This is a genomic window from Streptomyces sp. SID13666, assembly GCF_010548325.1.
GTDB lineage: Bacteria > Actinomycetota > Actinomycetes > Streptomycetales > Streptomycetaceae > Actinacidiphila > Actinacidiphila fildesensis.
Genome location: NZ_JAAGLX010000002.1, coordinates 78,723 through 93,449 on the forward strand (window position 1 = coordinate 78,723; position 14,727 = coordinate 93,449).

Here is a 14,727-nt window from a genome sequence, read left to right on the forward strand (position 1 = left end):
AGACTTCATATGCCCTTCACCGTGACCGGCGCCCTCGACGATGGCGCCGCCTACCGGGTGCAGGTCACCGGCCAGCAGGAGCGGCCGGTGACCGGCTCCCGGCGCATCCGGGCCCTGGTCCAACTATTCGAGGGGCGCTCCGTGATGCTCACGCCCACCGGGCCGCGACGGGCCCTCGATCCCACGGACGAGGCGACGGTGCTCGCTTTCCTGCGGCAGCACACACGTGTCCAAGAGACGGGTGCCGGAGCCCCACGCAACGCGCGCGTGAATTGATCAGAAGGTCACTGCTACGGGCGTGCTGGTTGGGCGGAGGTCCCTCGTACATGGACATCTCGATGATCCTACGGACTGGGACACAAGCGCAGCGCGTCCTTCAATCTCCGGCGGTGACCACATATGGATTCGCCACCAAGGCCCTGCCCCACCACCTGGACGAGGAGAGCGACGAGGAGAAGGCGAAACGGGAGGAACTCGACAGCGGAACGGCGCCGCAGGGCCGCCAGACTCTGTCCTCGGCCACGCCTACCAGCCCCACACCGCCAACACCGCCGGAGCCGCTGCCCGACGCTGCCACGCCAGGCACCCAGAAGCCACCGACGGACGACGCGGCGGCTGAACCCCCGCCCGCGGACGACGCCCGCCCGTGGGCCGGCGACGCGTACGACGAGGGCGACGAGACCGACCCCGCGCAGGCGTTCGCCGCCTACAGCGGCGACACGGGTGAGGAAGCCTGGCTGGATCAGGCGTCCGACGGCACACTCACCGGCTGGATCCGCGACAGCGACGGCCAGGTGTGGCGGTACGCCGACGCGGACGCATGGGCCATCGACGTGGACGACGCGCACATGACGCGTACACGCGGCGAGGACTCCGTCGACGCCCAGAACCCTGACACCAGCGCCGACCCGCCAGGTAATGATGTTCCCGACACCATGAACCTGACCAGCCAGTGAGGAGGACCCACCCCATGGAACTGAACCGCGCGAAGTGCCTGAGCTTGATGAACGAAGGCCGCGCCGCACAGCAGGCCGGCGCCGAATCCACAACGTGCCCGTACGACCAAAGGGGCGACACCGAGCAGCAGGTCAGCCACCGGTATTGGACCCGCGGCTGGGTTGATGCCCGCGAGGGCGCCCGAGGCACAGCAGGACAGTAACCGCCCGGGGGCGGCACGGTGCCGGGGCTCACCAGGCCCCGCTTCCGGAGAGGTACCACCGTGCCGAGTCCCCCGCCCCGCAAACCTGCGCCCCGGCAGGGAATCTGCCGCGCGATCTTCGCCGTCACCGGCCTGGTCGACGACGTCGGGGACATCATTCTTCCTGGCGCGTTCGCCGTCACCCTGGCCACCCGGCAGGTCAAGTACATCTGGCACCACGAATGGCGCCACCCCGTCGGCGTGGTCCTCCAGATCGAAGAGTGGAAGCCCGGAGACCCACGCTTCGCCGAGATCCCCGGCTGGCCGGCCGCCGCCGGGGCCCTGGTCGCCACCGTGCAGTTCAACCTTCGGACAACCCAGGGCCGCGACGCTTACGAGCAGGTCCTGCAGTGGCATGAGCACGGGCAGGCCCAGTTCTCCATCGGCTACAAGGTGCCGCTCGCCGGCGCGTCCAAGCGCGCCGACGGGGTCCGCATGATCCACCGCCTCGACCTGTACGAGGTCTCGCCCGTCTTGCACGGCGCGCACCCGCTGACGCGCTCCCTGGAAGTCAAGGCCGCCCCGGAGGCCGCCGGAATGGAGCACAAGACCACCTGGTCGTCCGTGGACCTCGAAGTGAAGACCGCCGAATCGAACGTGGACAACGGGGTCATGGTCGCCCTGTACCCGGCACGGGACATCGCCGCCCGGATCGCCCACCCCGACGGCACACCCCCCGCCGAACTCCACATCACGCTGGCCTACCTGGGCGATGCAGATCAACTCCCCGGCCACCCCGACGACCTCCCCGACCTTGTGCGGGCCGCAATCACCAACAGCGAACCACTTCAGGGCAGCATCGGCGGAATCGGCCGCTTCCCCGACACAGGATCCGGGGTCCCCACCTGGATTCCCATCGACGTTCCGGGGCTGACCGCGTTGCGGGAACGGGTGGCTGACGCGCTGGCCGCATCTCCACTGTCCGAAGCCGTCCGCACCGACCACGGATTCACCCCCCACCTGACCCTCGGCTACGACCTGCCCGACGTAGCGGACGTCCCAGCGATTCCCCTCCAGTTCAACACCGTGCATGTCGTTCGCGGCCACGACCGCATTCCCATTCGGCTCACCGGCCCGCCCGCTGACACGGAGATCGCGCCAGCGCAGACGCCCCCGCCCGAGCCGTACGCCGTGGAGGCGAAATCCGCCGCCGCGCTGGTCGCCGAAGCCAAGGCCCTTCGGCCGGCAGCCGCGTCGGCCCGCGCGGTCGTCACCGAAGCCAAGAGCCGATTCCCCGCCGTCTCCCCCGAGGAAGCCCCCGTGACCCCGTACCAGCCCCTCAGCGAGTCGTATGAGCAGATCCGCAGCCGCATCACGGCCGCCGCCCGCGAACTCCTGCAGGGCAACGAGGAGGACTCCTTCACCTGCGTCGAAGCGACGTATCCCGATCACGTCATCGTGTGCGTGCGGGACGGGCCGGGGGACGAGATGACGTACTCGGTGCCGTACCGGCTCGAAGGACGGGACGTAGCCCTGGGCACCCCGCAGGAGGTTGAACTGACGACCTTCGTCATTCCCGCACAGGACGGCGAACCGGAACGGGCCGCCACCGATGAGGAAGACCTCGACGCTCGTGTGGTTCAGCCGTCGGTTGAGTCCATCGGTGACGCTGCCGCCCGCATCAACCTCTCAGACGCGCGAGCGGAAGAGCTGGAGAAGATCAGACCCACCGTGATCAGCCTCCTTTCCGCTCTGTCGGCGAAGGGGCTCGACATCGAGCCGGACCCGGATCCTCAGCAGGCATCGCTCGGGCTGTGGGACGACGAAGACGATCTGCTCGACGACGAAGGCATCAACCCCGAGTCCCCGTACGACGAGGTCGACGCGGACGACGACCCGGATGAGGACGCGGGCCCTCAGCCCAAGGGCAGCGTGCGCCTGGATGCCGCAGAGGTGAAAGCACAGCTCGCTGCCCTGCACCCCGCATAGCCGCGGGCAGGTTCCCAAAGCGGCCGTCCAAACCCCCAAATCGCCATGGTGCTCCCTGCCCCGACTCCTGGGGTCAGGGAGCACGCGACGTTAAGGGTGCTCTCCCATTCCAATGCCTCACGCGTTGAGGCGTCCCGGTGCTGGCCGGGCGAGCGACGCACGTCAACTGCCTACCAGCATCAGGGAGAGAACCGACCATGGCAGACAAGAGCCTCCTGAAGAGCCTGCAGACCCAGCTCGCGGAGAAGAGTGCCGAAGCCGACCGCATCGCCTCCACCTTCAAGGTGGAAGACGGTGGTCAGTTCGTCGTATCGACCGAGCAGGCCGCCGCCTTCAAGAAGGTCTCCTCGGAGGCCACGGAGATCAAGTCTCTGATCTCCGCAGAGCAGGGCATGACGGAGATCAAGTCCTACCTGCAGGAGCCGGACGGTCCGTCGGCCGCGGGGCTCCACTACGGCAATCGTGGGGAGCTTGAGGCCAAGTCCCTCGGTGACATGTTCATCGACAGCGACGCGTTCCAGCGGGCTTCCGCGGGCGGCTTCGACGACCGGCCGTACGTGCGGGCCGCGATGGAGGGGAAGTCCATTTTCTCCCTGTCCGGAGGCACCGTCACGCACCAGACGCTCGGCTCCGCCCAGAACCTGGGCATCGCTGAGCGCGCCTACCGCAAGTGGCACATCCGGGATCTGTTCCCGAAGTCGTCCACCAAGCAGCCCGTGCTCTACGGGGCCCGGGAGACCGGTTGGACCAACAACGCCGCGCAGGTCAAGGAGCGCTACGGCGCCGACGGCACGTCTCCGGCGACCGGCGCTGACACCGACACCTGGGGCCGCGCCAAGCGCTCCAAGCTGTCGCTGACGCCGGTGATGTACCCCGTCGCGGAAGTCGCGCACCTGCTCGACGCGCACAAGAACATCCTGTCCGACGAACCACGCCTTCGGACCTTCATCAACACGCGCATGGTCGAGGGCGTCAAGTACGCCGAAGACTGGGACCTCCTGCACTCCGTCGGTGACGGACAGTCCCTAACCGGCCTGTTCAACACCCCCGGCGTCCAGCAGTACGCCGGTGCGCCCACCGACAAGTACTCGGTGCAGATCCGGCGCTCCATCACCAAGGCCATCCTCGCCGAGTACGACCCCACAGGCATCGTCCTCAGCCCCACCATGTGGGAGCAGGTCGAGGTCGAGGAGGACAAGAACGGCGCCTTCCGCGTCGCTCTCGCCGTCGCCGTTGGTGCGGAGAAGAAGGTCTGGCGGCTCAACGTCGTCGAGACCACGGCCATGGAGGACGGCAAGTTCCTCGTCGGCGCGTTCGGCCTGGGCGCGCAGCTCCACGACCGGGAGAACGTCTCCGTCACCGTCTCCTCGGAGAACGCGGAGAACTTCGAGAAGGGCCTGATCACCTTCCGCGCGGACGAACGCCTTGCGCTGGAAGTCCCGCGCCCGGAGTCCTTCGTGATCGGCACCTGGACACCTCCGACCGGCTGATCCCCGGCAACAGCGGCCGCGGCCGGCGCTCAGCGGAAACCATCCGCCGGGCGCCGGCCGCCCCCCGTTACCGGCCGCTCAGGACGCAAGAGCCAGCCGGCCCTTACGTTGCGGCCCCGAACGAACGGAGGACACCGGTGATCGAGAAGTGGACGGACCTGGCCGGGGAGCTGGACGCACTCGTCAGCGACCCCCCGGCCCGCAGAGGCAGCACCTGCACCGTAGGGCGGATCCTCGCCGGAGCCGACGAGAGCACCGCGGCCGCCCTGCAACGCATCCTGGACACCCCGACGGTGACAGCCCGACAGATCGCTGACGCCCTGACCAAGCACGGCCACGCCGTCAGCATGGGCGTGATCATTCGCCACCGCCGCCGCGGCGCCGAGACCGGATGCCTGTGCCCGCGATGACACTCACCAGCGACCTACAGGCGCTCCTCCAGCCCGCTGCCGCCGACCAGGCCGGACCCACCCAGATCCTTCGCCCCGCCACGACCGCCCCCAAGGGGTGGGAGGCCGGGGTGAAGTACGAACCGAACGGGGCGATGATCATCACCGCGCCCGCGGGTGAACAGCCTCCGCAAGACGAACCCGGGTGGCGCCATCACGTCGAAGACCTCGGTCTCACCGTCCCCGACGGGTTCCGGGTGCGCCTGGTCGAGGCCAAGCACGATCCGGCCGCCTGGCACCGTGACAACCAGGGTGACGACGCAGTGACCCGCGCGGTCTGGCGCTGCCGGTACAGCGTCGAGCCCTCCACCCCCACCTGGGCGTCCGCCGGCGATATCGACGCCTTGATTCGCGACGCGATGCGCCGCCGCCGCACCCCCCGCCCCGCCGTGGACACCACGGACCGGGCCCTCGTCGTCGTTTACGCGGACGCGCAGGCCGGGAAGGTCGGCCGCGACGGCGGAACCCCTGAACTCATCGCCCGCGTCGCGGACCGCTTCGACCGGCTCGACGACCACATCCGCGATCTCAAGGCCGTCGGCCGTGGCCCCACCGCGGCGTACTGGCTCGACGCCGGCGACTGCATTGAGGGCCAGGAGAACACCGCCCAGCAAGCATTCACCAATGACCTGACGATGACCGAGATGGTCCGAGTTCACCGCCGCCTCACCTTCGAGGGCCTGGACCGTCTCGTCGGACGGTTCGGCCGCGTCGTGGCCGCGACCTGCGGCTCCAACCATGGCCGCGTCCGCCGGGGCAAGGAAGCCATCGGCCCGCCGGTCGACGACTGGGGCATTGAAGTCCTGTCGCAGGTTGCGGACGCGTACGCCCGCAACGCCGACGCGTACGGCCACGTGTCGTTCGTGATCCCGGAACGCTGGCGCGACACCGTGTCTCTCGACGTTGCCGGCACCACTGTCGGCCTGGCACACGGCCACCAGTACGCGCGCCCCGACAAGGCCGGGGACTGGTGGCGAGGCCAGACATTCGGCCGGCAGCCCGTCGCCGACGCCTCGATCCTCATCACCGGCCACTTCCACCACTGGCGCACCCAACAGCTCGGCCAAGGGCGGCTTCACATCCAGGCCCCCACGCTGGACAACGGGTCCGACTGGTTCACGGTGCGGTCCGGTGAGGTCAGCACCGCGGGCCTGATGGTGTTCAGCGTCGGTCCGACCGGATGGGACGACCTCAGGCTGCTGTGAGCCGCTGGAGGTCAAGGAGCGCCCACAGGCGCCGCCCGTCCGGGGCGGTGTCCTCCCCGCAGGTGGTGACGCCCATTGCGGCGAGGCCCTTGAGGACACTGTCGTCGGCAGGTGCCAGACCGGCTTGGTGGCTGAGCACCAGGACGAGCGCCTGCTGGTCCTGGTCCGCCAGATGCAGGCTGACCCGCGAACCCCCGTCGCCCACCGCTGTGGTCACCAGGAACTTCGCCACTTCACCCACGGCCGGCCCGTTGCCGTATCCCCACTCGCGCAGCTTGGCCTCAACCCTGCGGGACGCGCCCAGGGCGACCCACGGTTGGGCTTCCATCGTCCAGTTGGCGCCGCGGCGGTTCGCCACGGTCAGACGCTGGCGGCGGGTCGATGCGATCCCCGCCTTGCCGATCGGGGGTCGCGGCGGCTGCACCGGCCGCTTGGGCGGCGGCGGGGTCTTCGGCGGGTAGCTCGGCGGGTCCGGAACCTGGTCAACGGACGGATTCACAACGGCCTCCCGACGCCGGGGCGGACAGGCGACTGCCCGTCACCCATCGTAGGCCCGCCCTCACTCCCCGCGCGACGCCTTCAGGTAACCAGGATCGCCCGCAGACCGCGACCTTAGGCCCGGCGCTCTCGCATCCTGCGACCACTACCAACCCCGAGGAAGGACACCACCATGAGCGGTCTGTACAAGGCGGACGGCACCCGCATCGCGAAGGCCAGCTTCCCGGCCGTGGCCGTCGCCGACCCGGAGAAGCACGTCACCGAGGACATCTTCGTCACCGAGGCGTACGGGCGCGGCGACGGGCGACCCGAGGGATCCCGCAGGCAACTGCTCTATCAGGGAGGCACCACGGTCCGGCAGTCCACCATCGACCGTCTCTACACCCTGGCGACGATCCTCACCACGTCTCCGGCCGGTGGTCCCGTCGCTGGCGGCACGGTCGTCACGATCACCGGCACCGCCCTGGACGGTGTCGCAGGCGTCAACTTCGGAGCGACCGCCGGCACGAACCTGCGGATCGACTCCTCCGAGCAGATCCGGGTCACCAGCCCGGCCGGCGGGGCGGGCGCCGTCAACCTCGTCCTGGCCGACGACGCGGGCACCGTCACCAAGACCGCCGGCTTCACCTACGCCTGATCCGCCCCTACCGAAGCCCCCCACGCCAATCCGCGCGGGGGGCCTCGCGCACGGCGGGCGCAGCGCGCGACGCAAGGCGATTGCAGCGGTCAAGGTTCGCGCGACCGGATCGACCGTAGGAGAGGACCTTCACCGTGGCCACCCGCACCCGTACACCGAACACCACGCCCGAGCAGGCCCATACATCCGCCCCGGAAGCGGCGGATACACCGGCACCCGATCAGACCAACACCGATTCAGGGCCCCAGGCACCCGACGTGGCGCCCTTGGAGCCGCCGCCTGCTCCCGAGCCCGCGCCCCCGGCTGCACCGAACTCATACGTCTCGCCCACAGAGGTCATCCCCGACGCGGAGCACCTGGCCGACGTGATCCTCGACGACGCCACCAAGCAGCCACCGGCCGACCTGGAGGCGGTATTCAGGCCGCTCACCGCGTACGGATCGACCTTGCAGTGCACCGTCCGGCTGGTGGAACGCACCTTCCTAGGCCCGCATGCGAACCCTATCGAGCGTCTGCTGCTCCCGGCCGGAGCTGTGGTGTCGGAACAGATCACCACCCGGATCCGCGAGCGGCTTGTCGCGCAGGCAGCCCGCTCTGCAGCCGGGCAGTAGGCCGCCCTGGTCGAGCGAGAAAACGCCCCCATGATCATTCCCCCCGGCATCGCCATCGTCCAGGTGACCGGAAGATTCCGGCACCCAGACGGAACCCCCTTCAAGGGAACGGTGGTCTTCGAGGCCCCAGCCGTCATCGAACTGGCCTACGCCAGGACCGTCGTCACCGGCCGGGCGACCGCGGTGCTGGATATCAACGGTGAGTTCGTCGTGCTCCTGGTCGCGACGGACAACGCTGGCATGCAGCCGACCGGCTGGGCGTACACCGTCACGGTGCTCCTGGACGACGGCGCACCGTCCCGGACCTTCTCCCTCGCACTGCCGTCGGCTGAGCCGGTCGTGGACCTGGCAATCAAGATGCCCGCGGATCCAAGCCGGCTGAACTACGTGCCAGTGCCGGGGATCAAGGGCGATGACGGCTCCAGCGTTCTGTCGGGGAAGGGCCGCCCTCCAGTCGGGGCGGGCCTGGACGGCGACTTCTGGATGGACACCTCCCAGCCCACCGTGTGGACCTTGTACGGGCCGCGCGAGAACGGGGTGTGGCCGGCCAGCGGCCTGAACCTCGGCGGGGATCCCGCTGGGCTCATCGGCGCGTTGAACGACCACCGCTCGGCCCCCGACGCGCACGGAGACCGAGCCTGGGCGACGGGCAAGTTCCTGGACAAGACGACTGGGGGCACGGTCACCGGCCCGGTTACGGTCGGCGCCCTGACCGCATCCAGCCTGACCCTGCCGCCCGGAACTGTCACCTCCAGCAAGACGGTGGTGTTCCCGTCCCCGACGGGTGCAACGGCCTACGCGGTGTGGCGGGCGTCGCAGCCCTGCACGGTCGTGGCGGTACGCGGTTACCGCGCCGGCGGCACCGGGGGCACGATCAACGCCCAGAACAATGCCTCAGACCTCCTGCCCACGGACCTTTCCCTGTCCGTGGCCGCGACGTGGATGTCCGGGCCTTCCCTGCAGAACACGGCGATGGCTGCTGGCGACACCCTCACGGTGAAACTCACCGGCGTCACCGGCTCACCATCCGCAGTGACTCTTCAAGTTGATGTGCAGGGCGCCTGATGGCCGCTGTACTGGTTGTTCAGGACGATGACACTCGATACTCGAAGCCGTCCACCGCCCTGACAACAACCGCGGTACCCGGTTCTCCAGCGCAACTGCAAGTCTCCGATGCTCAGGGGGTCCTCGCCACGCTGACAGTCGGGGCGAAGACCGTCACCCTGCGCGGCCCGTCACGGACCTTCACCGAGCAAAAGCGCCCGTTCGTCGACAACTTCACCCGCACATACAGCAACGGATGGGGCCTGTCGCCGGGCGGTGGCCAGTGGCTGAACCTGGCGGGCAGCAACGCTAACTTCTCCGTCAACGGCAGTCAGGGTGTGATCCTCCTCGACACGGTGAACACCGGCCGCTATGTGTCCCTGAACGACGGCGACATCGGCGACGTGAGCGTGACTGCCGCGATCACCTTCGATGAGGTACCCACGGGGGCGTCCTGTTCTGCCGCCATCACCTTCGGCTACCAGGACTCCAGCAACCACTACCGTGCCCGGCTCCTGGTCAACACCACGGGCACCGTCCAGTGCGCCTTGGAGGTCGTCATCGCAGGCGTTACCACCACCCTTGGCGCCGCCACCACCGTTGGAACGGGGTTCGCCGCCAGCCAGCTCTGGCACATCCGGGCCGAGCGGGCGGGCACCACTGTCCGGTGCCGGGCCTGGAAGGACGGGGCGGCCGAGTCCGGCACGTGGACCTACTCGGTCACCGACAGCACTTTCTTGACCGGGCGGATCGGGCTCCGCGCCCTGGCCTCCACCGGGAACACCAACATTCCCGTCAACACGATCATCGACGACTTCACCGTCACCAGCGCCACCTGGGCCCACCCGCCGGTCGTCACTCACGGCACGTGGGTGCGCGTCCTCGCGGCCCCGTACAGCGGCACCTGGACCAGTGCCCTCGCAGACCAGGTTCGGCAGTGGGCGGTCGACACGAGCCCCGACGTAATCGGCTACGCGATGATGTTCGCCTTCCAGGGTTCCACGGTCACCGACCCGGCACTCAGCGGGAAACGCATCTTTGGTGAGGCCCAGTACGGGCCGCTGGCTGCCGACGGGTCCCGCATCGAATTCTCCGACTGGAACGACTTCAGCGGGATGGGCTGGACGTACCCCAATGGCGAAGTTCGGACGTTCCCGCACGGGTCCGTCACCACCTCCGGGGGCATCGACTGTTCGGGGTTCCTGCGCTCCGTGTGGCGCCACATGGGCATCCCGCTCACGTTCGACCTGAACTTCGACGGCCTCAACCTCCCACGGCGGACACGGGACATCGGACCGTACGGCCCGGGAGTCATCGTCCAGCAGGCTACGGGCACCGCTCCGTCGCTGACCGGACTCCAGATCGGGGACACCGTGCTGTTCGACGCCGACGCTACCGAGCCCATCGAAGGGCAGATCGACCACAACGGGATCTACCTTGGCGTCGACAGCAACGGCAACAACCGGTTCATCTCCAGCCGTAAGACCGTCTCGGGGCCAACGTTCGCGGACCTCGGCGGCCCTTCGATCATCAACGGGACCGGAACGTTTGCCGCCCGGCTGCGGATCATCCGCCGGTTCTGACAAGCCCCGTCCACCCCCGCGACGGTAGACCAGCCCGCCCGGCACCCTGCACACCCACCATTCGAAGAAGGAGGCGACCGTGGGTTTGTACCACTACACGCCCGTCTGGGCGGGGGCCATCTGCGATCCGCTACCGGCCGGCGGCGAGGTCACACGCCTCGACCTGTATCCCACCCCGGCCCGCGACGGTGTTCCCCTGGCCGGCGCCGGCCCCTCCGTACGGGTGCGCCCTGAGGTGTACCGGTTCGATGTGCCGGACACCGTGCCGCCCGGCCGGTACTGGACCGTCGCGACGTTCACCCCGGCCCAAGGCGTTCCGGCGGTCGTTGACCGCAGCCGCCACGTCGACCTACCGCTCGATACGGGACTGGCCGCCTCCCCCGAAGCCGTCGCGGACCTCCTTGGCACGCCGCTGCCCCTGACCCCGGCGCAGCGGGAGCGCTACGCCGAGAGCATCGCCGACGCGCAAGCCGATGTGGCGGGCTACCTCGGCCGCCCCCTCGTTCCGCGCCGGTTGGTACTGACGGACGTGACACCGGCTTGGGGTATGCCGCTCGACGACCCGTCCGCATGGCCGACCGGGCATCTGGACGACTTCGTGACCGTGCTGACCTACGCGGCGCAGCCAGACGGCAGGTATCGCGTGGATGTTCTCGTGGGGCTGGACGCCGCACAGGAAGCGCCGATCCGCCGCTACGTGGCCGCACACGCCGCCGAGTCGCTGCGCAACAGGCCCGCGGACGGCGAGGACAGCACCGGTCGCCGTGTCTCCTCTGTATCGGCAGAGGGACAGTCGATCAGTTACGAGGCTGCCCCCGCGACCGGCCAAGCCGGGGCGCTGCCCGGCCTGGAATCCCTGTCCGGGTTCCGCAAGCTCACCTACCGGCCCATCACTAGTTCGCCCACCGCCCCCTGGCCCTACTCCAGCGGCCGCTACGGCCGCCGGTGACCCCGGCCAACACCGAAGGGAGGCCGACCATGGCCGTTCTGCTGGCTGACCGCTTGCTCTCCGTCCGGGTCCTGCCGCACCCCTGGACACGGGACGCCAACGGCACCCCAGTACCCCCGAATCCCGCCACCCCGCCGCAGATCCGCGGCACCTGGCCAGGAGCCGCCACCGAACAGCCCGACGGCTCCTGGTCCCTACGCCTGAACCCGGCGGCGTGGCCGGTGCGGGAAGGCGACACCGTCACCGACGATGCCGGCCTGTCCTGGACGGTGACAGCCGCCCGCAACCAGCGAGTGCCCGGCTGCACCGCAGCCGACTACGTGCAGGTGACCGCCACACTCAACCCGCCCAAGGAGCTGTGACATGGCCAAATTCACGGCCGTGCCCGGCTTGGACGAAGCGGTTGCCCTCATGATCGCGCCCCACGTCCGTCGTCTCGCGCAACAGGTCGAGACGGAGGCGAAGCGGTTGGCGCCCCCCACGAAACGTTGGGTGACCATGGGCGATGACAAGGTGCGACCCACCCACGTGGCCGCTCAAGGTCAGACCGTCCCGGACAATTTGCGGTTCACGATCAACTCGATGGACTGGGACCGCCACCACCGCGGTGTCGGCCCCTACACCTACATGCACGCCCCGAGAGACGAGTCATCACGAGCCGTAGCAAACCTCAAGAACTGCCGCTGCACGACCTACAGCGACCCCCACGGCATCGCCCGGCACATCAACACCAGCGAGCCGGTGATCACCGGCAAGAAGGTCACCGTCACCGTGTACGCGCAGGGCCCGATGGTTGTCGAAGCCGAGGTGGGAACGGTCTACCCCGGCAATCTCCCCGCCCCCGGCGTGCACTTCATGGCCCGCGCAGCACAGATCGTCGCCTTGCGACGGTGAACAGATTCCGGGTCTGCCCGGCGAGACTGGGCGGCGGCCCCCGGGAAGGTGGACACCGGAGGCCGCGGCGGGCCTCGCGATGCGGGGTGCGCGCGGGCCCTGCTACCGGCGGGGGCGCCTACCGGCAGGTTCTTCACCCTGCCACGGACAGTCCCGAACTGCAGGCTGGTTAGCCCATTTCAACGGGAAGGGCGCGACGCTAAGCACGTGACCGTCCACAGTGCCCGCCATGACGAACATCAAGAGCACTCCAGACGCAGGCAGCAGCAAGATCACTGCCGACACGGAACCCACGGAGCCGAAAGCGCCGCTCCCCCGTACCCCGGACGTCATCGGGCCCCCGCTGCCTGTTGGCGCGGAGCCCGAAACCGTTGTCCTGTCGCATCACCTGGCCATCGGTGGGAAGGACTACGCACCAGGGGCCCGGATCCTCATCGCGCCGGACTACGCACGCCGGCTGCGTGGCCAGGGATACGTTGCCCGCACCTGATGACCGACGCCTACGCGCTCGCAGACGCGGATCCTGTCTCTGCGGTCCTGTCCTGGCTGGCCGGTCACCCCAAGGTCGCCGACGCGCTCGGTGGCCCCGGCCGTGTGTCCGGGGTCGCCGAAGCACCGTGGCCGCACCTGATCGTCACCCACGGGCCGGGCGGTGATCTGCGTGACCTCACCTGGGCAACCGCCCCGCAGGTGAGCTTGGAGATCCACGGAGACCCCGGTGGCTGGCCCGGACGGGCCGAACTACGGCGCATCATCCTCACCTGCGCCCTGGCCGCCCGCGAACTCGTCGACGCAGACCCCCAACCCGCAGGGCCCGTCATTTCCGGGGTCCTCCCGACCGGGCAACTCATCTGGTCACCGCTGGTCGACGGCCAACCGCGCTGGCTGCTCGGCCTGTCCGTGACGCTCCACCCGTGAGCGCGCGACGTTAGCTCTGCCCACTCCTCACTATGGCCGCCCCTGAACCCCCGGCCCCGAGGAGCGCACCACCCATGGCAGGCGAACTCACCAACAGCAATCAGATCGTCGTCCCAGCCCGCACCCGCGTGTGGCTGGCACCCGTCGGCACCATCGCACCCGCAGACGCCACCGTCGTCATGCCCGTCGGGTGGCGTGCGGTTGGTCTGACCAGCGAGGACTCCCTGAAGTTCAATGAGGAGCCGAACTTCGAGAGCGTGAAGTCCGCGCAGACGGACTTCCCGTCCCGCACCTTCCAGACCGCGGACGCGGCCACGGTCGAAGTCGACCTGCAGCAGTGGTCCGGTGATAACTTCCGCGCGGTCTACGGCGGCGGCGAGATCACCACCATCACCCCCGCCGGCGGCGGCGCGACCGTGAAGCACTACAAGTTCACGCCCCCGCGGATCGGCTCGCGGACCGAGGTCGCCGCGTGCGTCGAGGTCATCGACGGCGGCAAGCACTACCGGTATGTCCTGCCGCGGTCCATGCAGATGGAGGGCGTCTCGAAGGACCTGAACAAGACCAAGGAAGCGCTGCTGCCGCTGCGGCTGGCGGTCCAGGGCGGCGATGACGTCGATGCCTGGTACATCCTCACCGACGATCCGAGCTTCGCTCCCGCCCCGTGATTGGGCACCGGCCCGGCCTGCGCAGATGGGCTCCGCCGGGCCGGCCGAGCGAGAACGCGACGCAATGCCTTCGGGCTGTCACTGTTCCCGCGCCACACCACCCGACCACAGGAGAGGCCCGAACCATGAGCGCCTTCATCGATCTGGACGCCGCCCGCCGCGAGTCCCGCTTCCCCGACGGCATCCCGGTCCGGTTCGGCGGCCGGGACTTCATTTTCCCCGCGGAGCTACCCGCCGACGCGCTTGACCCGCTGCTGTCCGACGACCTCGACCTCGTCGGGCTGCTCCGCGACTTGGTGACTTCCCCCGGGTCCACGGTGACCGGTGAAGTCTTCGACCTGCTGCTCAAGCGCCCGAACCTCCCGCGCGCCTTCCTCGACGCTGTCAAGGACGTCTACCTGTCGCTGCTGGGTCCTGAGCAGTTCGAGCAGTTCATCGCCGCGCGCCCGTGGGTGACGGACTACATCCGGCTGTCCAAGGCCCTGTCCTCGGTCTACGGGGTCACGTTGGGAAAGCTCTTTGGGCTGTCCGGCTCCTCCGAGAGCGATGGGGAGACGTCGAATCCGACCTCGCCCGCTTCTACGGACTCGACGCCCGAGGGATCTGGCGACGCCCCGGACAGCCCGGATTCCTCGGCCTCCGCCGCCTGATCGC

The 14,727-nt window shown here is 69.1% G+C and carries 19 protein-coding genes; 18 read left to right on the forward strand and 1 reads right to left on the reverse strand.

Going from position 1 to position 14,727, the window contains the following annotated elements:
* Positions 1 to 9 precede the first annotated feature (9 nt).
* The 7 genes from G3I60_RS05250 to G3I60_RS05280 all read left to right on the forward strand — a co-directional run bounded on the left by G3I60_RS05250 (position 10) and on the right by G3I60_RS05280 (position 6,271).
* Positions 10 to 276 carry a hypothetical protein gene (locus G3I60_RS05250; RefSeq protein WP_164606660.1) on the forward strand — a complete coding sequence of 89 codons (267 nt, stop codon included), beginning with the start codon at positions 10 to 12 and terminating at the stop codon, positions 274 to 276.
* Positions 277 to 389: 113 nt separating this feature from the next.
* Positions 390 to 956: a hypothetical protein gene (locus tag G3I60_RS05255; RefSeq protein ID WP_164606662.1), complete on the forward strand. Its 567-nt coding sequence runs from the start codon at positions 390 to 392 to the stop codon at positions 954 to 956.
* A gap of 14 nt (positions 957 to 970) precedes the next feature.
* Positions 971 to 1,159 (forward strand): Rmf/CrpP family protein, encoded by a 189-nt coding sequence (locus G3I60_RS05260; protein ID WP_164606664.1) that lies wholly within the window; start codon positions 971 to 973, stop codon positions 1,157 to 1,159.
* Positions 1,160 to 1,219: 60 nt separating this feature from the next.
* On the forward strand, positions 1,220 to 3,127 hold the full coding sequence (locus G3I60_RS05265) for a 2'-5' RNA ligase family protein (RefSeq protein WP_164606666.1): 1,908 nt from the start codon (positions 1,220 to 1,222) through the stop codon (positions 3,125 to 3,127).
* 197 nt (positions 3,128 to 3,324) lie between these two features.
* Positions 3,325 to 4,617: a phage major capsid protein gene (locus G3I60_RS05270; protein WP_164606668.1), complete on the forward strand. Its 1,293-nt coding sequence runs from the start codon at positions 3,325 to 3,327 to the stop codon at positions 4,615 to 4,617.
* Positions 4,618 to 4,754: 137 nt separating this feature from the next.
* On the forward strand, positions 4,755 to 5,027 hold the full coding sequence (locus G3I60_RS05275) for a hypothetical protein (protein WP_343241921.1): 273 nt from the start codon (positions 4,755 to 4,757) through the stop codon (positions 5,025 to 5,027).
* Entirely contained in the window at positions 5,024 to 6,271 is a 1,248-nt protein-coding gene (locus tag G3I60_RS05280) for a hypothetical protein (protein WP_239069562.1), read from the forward strand. Before G3I60_RS05275 ends, G3I60_RS05280 begins: the two co-directional genes overlap by 4 nt.
* Here the strand turns inward: G3I60_RS05280 and G3I60_RS45140 are convergent.
* Positions 6,258 to 6,770 carry a hypothetical protein gene (locus G3I60_RS45140; RefSeq protein WP_164606671.1) on the reverse strand — a complete coding sequence of 171 codons (513 nt, stop codon included), beginning with the start codon at positions 6,768 to 6,770 and terminating at the stop codon, positions 6,258 to 6,260. The genes G3I60_RS05280 and G3I60_RS45140 overlap by 14 nt on opposite strands.
* A 171-nt stretch (positions 6,771 to 6,941) precedes the next feature.
* Here G3I60_RS45140 and G3I60_RS05290 point away from each other — a divergent pair, with 171 nt between their 5' ends.
* The 11 genes from G3I60_RS05290 (at position 6,942) to G3I60_RS05340 (ending at position 14,723) form a co-directional block, all read left to right on the forward strand.
* Positions 6,942 to 7,406, forward strand: coding sequence for an IPT/TIG domain-containing protein (locus G3I60_RS05290; RefSeq protein WP_164606673.1), 465 nt, complete (start codon positions 6,942 to 6,944; stop codon positions 7,404 to 7,406).
* 134 nt (positions 7,407 to 7,540) lie between these two features.
* Positions 7,541 to 8,017 (forward strand): hypothetical protein, encoded by a 477-nt coding sequence (locus G3I60_RS05295; protein ID WP_164606676.1) that lies wholly within the window; start codon positions 7,541 to 7,543, stop codon positions 8,015 to 8,017.
* Positions 8,018 to 8,047: 30 nt separating this feature from the next.
* The gene (locus G3I60_RS05300; protein WP_164606678.1) at positions 8,048 to 9,082 is read left to right on the forward strand and encodes a hypothetical protein; all 1,035 of its coding nucleotides are present in this window, start codon (positions 8,048 to 8,050) and stop codon (positions 9,080 to 9,082) included.
* The gene (locus tag G3I60_RS05305) at positions 9,082 to 10,644 is read left to right on the forward strand and encodes an NlpC/P60 family protein (RefSeq protein WP_164606680.1); all 1,563 of its coding nucleotides are present in this window, start codon (positions 9,082 to 9,084) and stop codon (positions 10,642 to 10,644) included. Before G3I60_RS05300 ends, G3I60_RS05305 begins: the two co-directional genes overlap by 1 nt.
* A gap of 79 nt (positions 10,645 to 10,723) precedes the next feature.
* Positions 10,724 to 11,593: a hypothetical protein gene (locus tag G3I60_RS05310; protein ID WP_164606682.1), complete on the forward strand. Its 870-nt coding sequence runs from the start codon at positions 10,724 to 10,726 to the stop codon at positions 11,591 to 11,593.
* A gap of 29 nt (positions 11,594 to 11,622) precedes the next feature.
* Complete coding sequence (locus G3I60_RS05315; RefSeq protein WP_164606684.1) at positions 11,623 to 11,955, forward strand: hypothetical protein; 333 nt, start codon at positions 11,623 to 11,625, stop codon at positions 11,953 to 11,955.
* Position 11,956: 1 nt separating this feature from the next.
* Positions 11,957 to 12,487: a hypothetical protein gene (locus G3I60_RS05320; RefSeq protein ID WP_164606686.1), complete on the forward strand. Its 531-nt coding sequence runs from the start codon at positions 11,957 to 11,959 to the stop codon at positions 12,485 to 12,487.
* Between the two features lie 229 nt (positions 12,488 to 12,716).
* Entirely contained in the window at positions 12,717 to 12,977 is a 261-nt protein-coding gene (locus tag G3I60_RS05325) for a hypothetical protein (protein ID WP_164606688.1), read from the forward strand.
* Complete coding sequence (locus G3I60_RS05330) at positions 12,977 to 13,405, forward strand: hypothetical protein (protein WP_164606691.1); 429 nt, start codon at positions 12,977 to 12,979, stop codon at positions 13,403 to 13,405. Before G3I60_RS05325 ends, G3I60_RS05330 begins: the two co-directional genes overlap by 1 nt.
* 74 nt (positions 13,406 to 13,479) lie before the next feature.
* Positions 13,480 to 14,073: a hypothetical protein gene (locus tag G3I60_RS05335; RefSeq protein ID WP_164606693.1), complete on the forward strand. Its 594-nt coding sequence runs from the start codon at positions 13,480 to 13,482 to the stop codon at positions 14,071 to 14,073.
* A 125-nt stretch (positions 14,074 to 14,198) separates the two neighbouring features.
* Entirely contained in the window at positions 14,199 to 14,723 is a 525-nt protein-coding gene (locus G3I60_RS05340; protein ID WP_164606695.1) for a hypothetical protein, read from the forward strand.
* The last annotated feature ends 4 nt before the right edge of the window (positions 14,724 to 14,727 follow it).

Bases quoted from the DNA above. Each gene is read 5' to 3' on its own strand.
- G3I60_RS05250 (WP_164606660.1), top strand. From the start codon at position 10: ATGCCCTTCACCGTGACCGGCGCCCTCGACGATGGCGCCGCCTACCGG.
- G3I60_RS05260 (WP_164606664.1), top strand. From the start codon at position 971: ATGGAACTGAACCGCGCGAAGTGCCTGAGCTTGATGAACGAAGGCCGC.
- G3I60_RS05270 (WP_164606668.1), top strand. From the start codon at position 3,325: ATGGCAGACAAGAGCCTCCTGAAGAGCCTGCAGACCCAGCTCGCGGAG.
- G3I60_RS05280 (WP_239069562.1), top strand. From the start codon at position 5,024: ATGACACTCACCAGCGACCTACAGGCGCTCCTCCAGCCCGCTGCCGCC.
- G3I60_RS05290 (WP_164606673.1), top strand. From the start codon at position 6,942: ATGAGCGGTCTGTACAAGGCGGACGGCACCCGCATCGCGAAGGCCAGC.
- G3I60_RS05300 (WP_164606678.1), top strand. From the start codon at position 8,048: ATGATCATTCCCCCCGGCATCGCCATCGTCCAGGTGACCGGAAGATTC.
- G3I60_RS05305 (WP_164606680.1), top strand. From the start codon at position 9,082: ATGGCCGCTGTACTGGTTGTTCAGGACGATGACACTCGATACTCGAAG.
- G3I60_RS05315 (WP_164606684.1), top strand. From the start codon at position 11,623: ATGGCCGTTCTGCTGGCTGACCGCTTGCTCTCCGTCCGGGTCCTGCCG.
- G3I60_RS05320 (WP_164606686.1), top strand. From the start codon at position 11,957: ATGGCCAAATTCACGGCCGTGCCCGGCTTGGACGAAGCGGTTGCCCTC.
- G3I60_RS05325 (WP_164606688.1), top strand. From the start codon at position 12,717: ATGACGAACATCAAGAGCACTCCAGACGCAGGCAGCAGCAAGATCACT.
- G3I60_RS05330 (WP_164606691.1), top strand. From the start codon at position 12,977: ATGACCGACGCCTACGCGCTCGCAGACGCGGATCCTGTCTCTGCGGTC.
- G3I60_RS05335 (WP_164606693.1), top strand. From the start codon at position 13,480: ATGGCAGGCGAACTCACCAACAGCAATCAGATCGTCGTCCCAGCCCGC.
- G3I60_RS05340 (WP_164606695.1), top strand. From the start codon at position 14,199: ATGAGCGCCTTCATCGATCTGGACGCCGCCCGCCGCGAGTCCCGCTTC.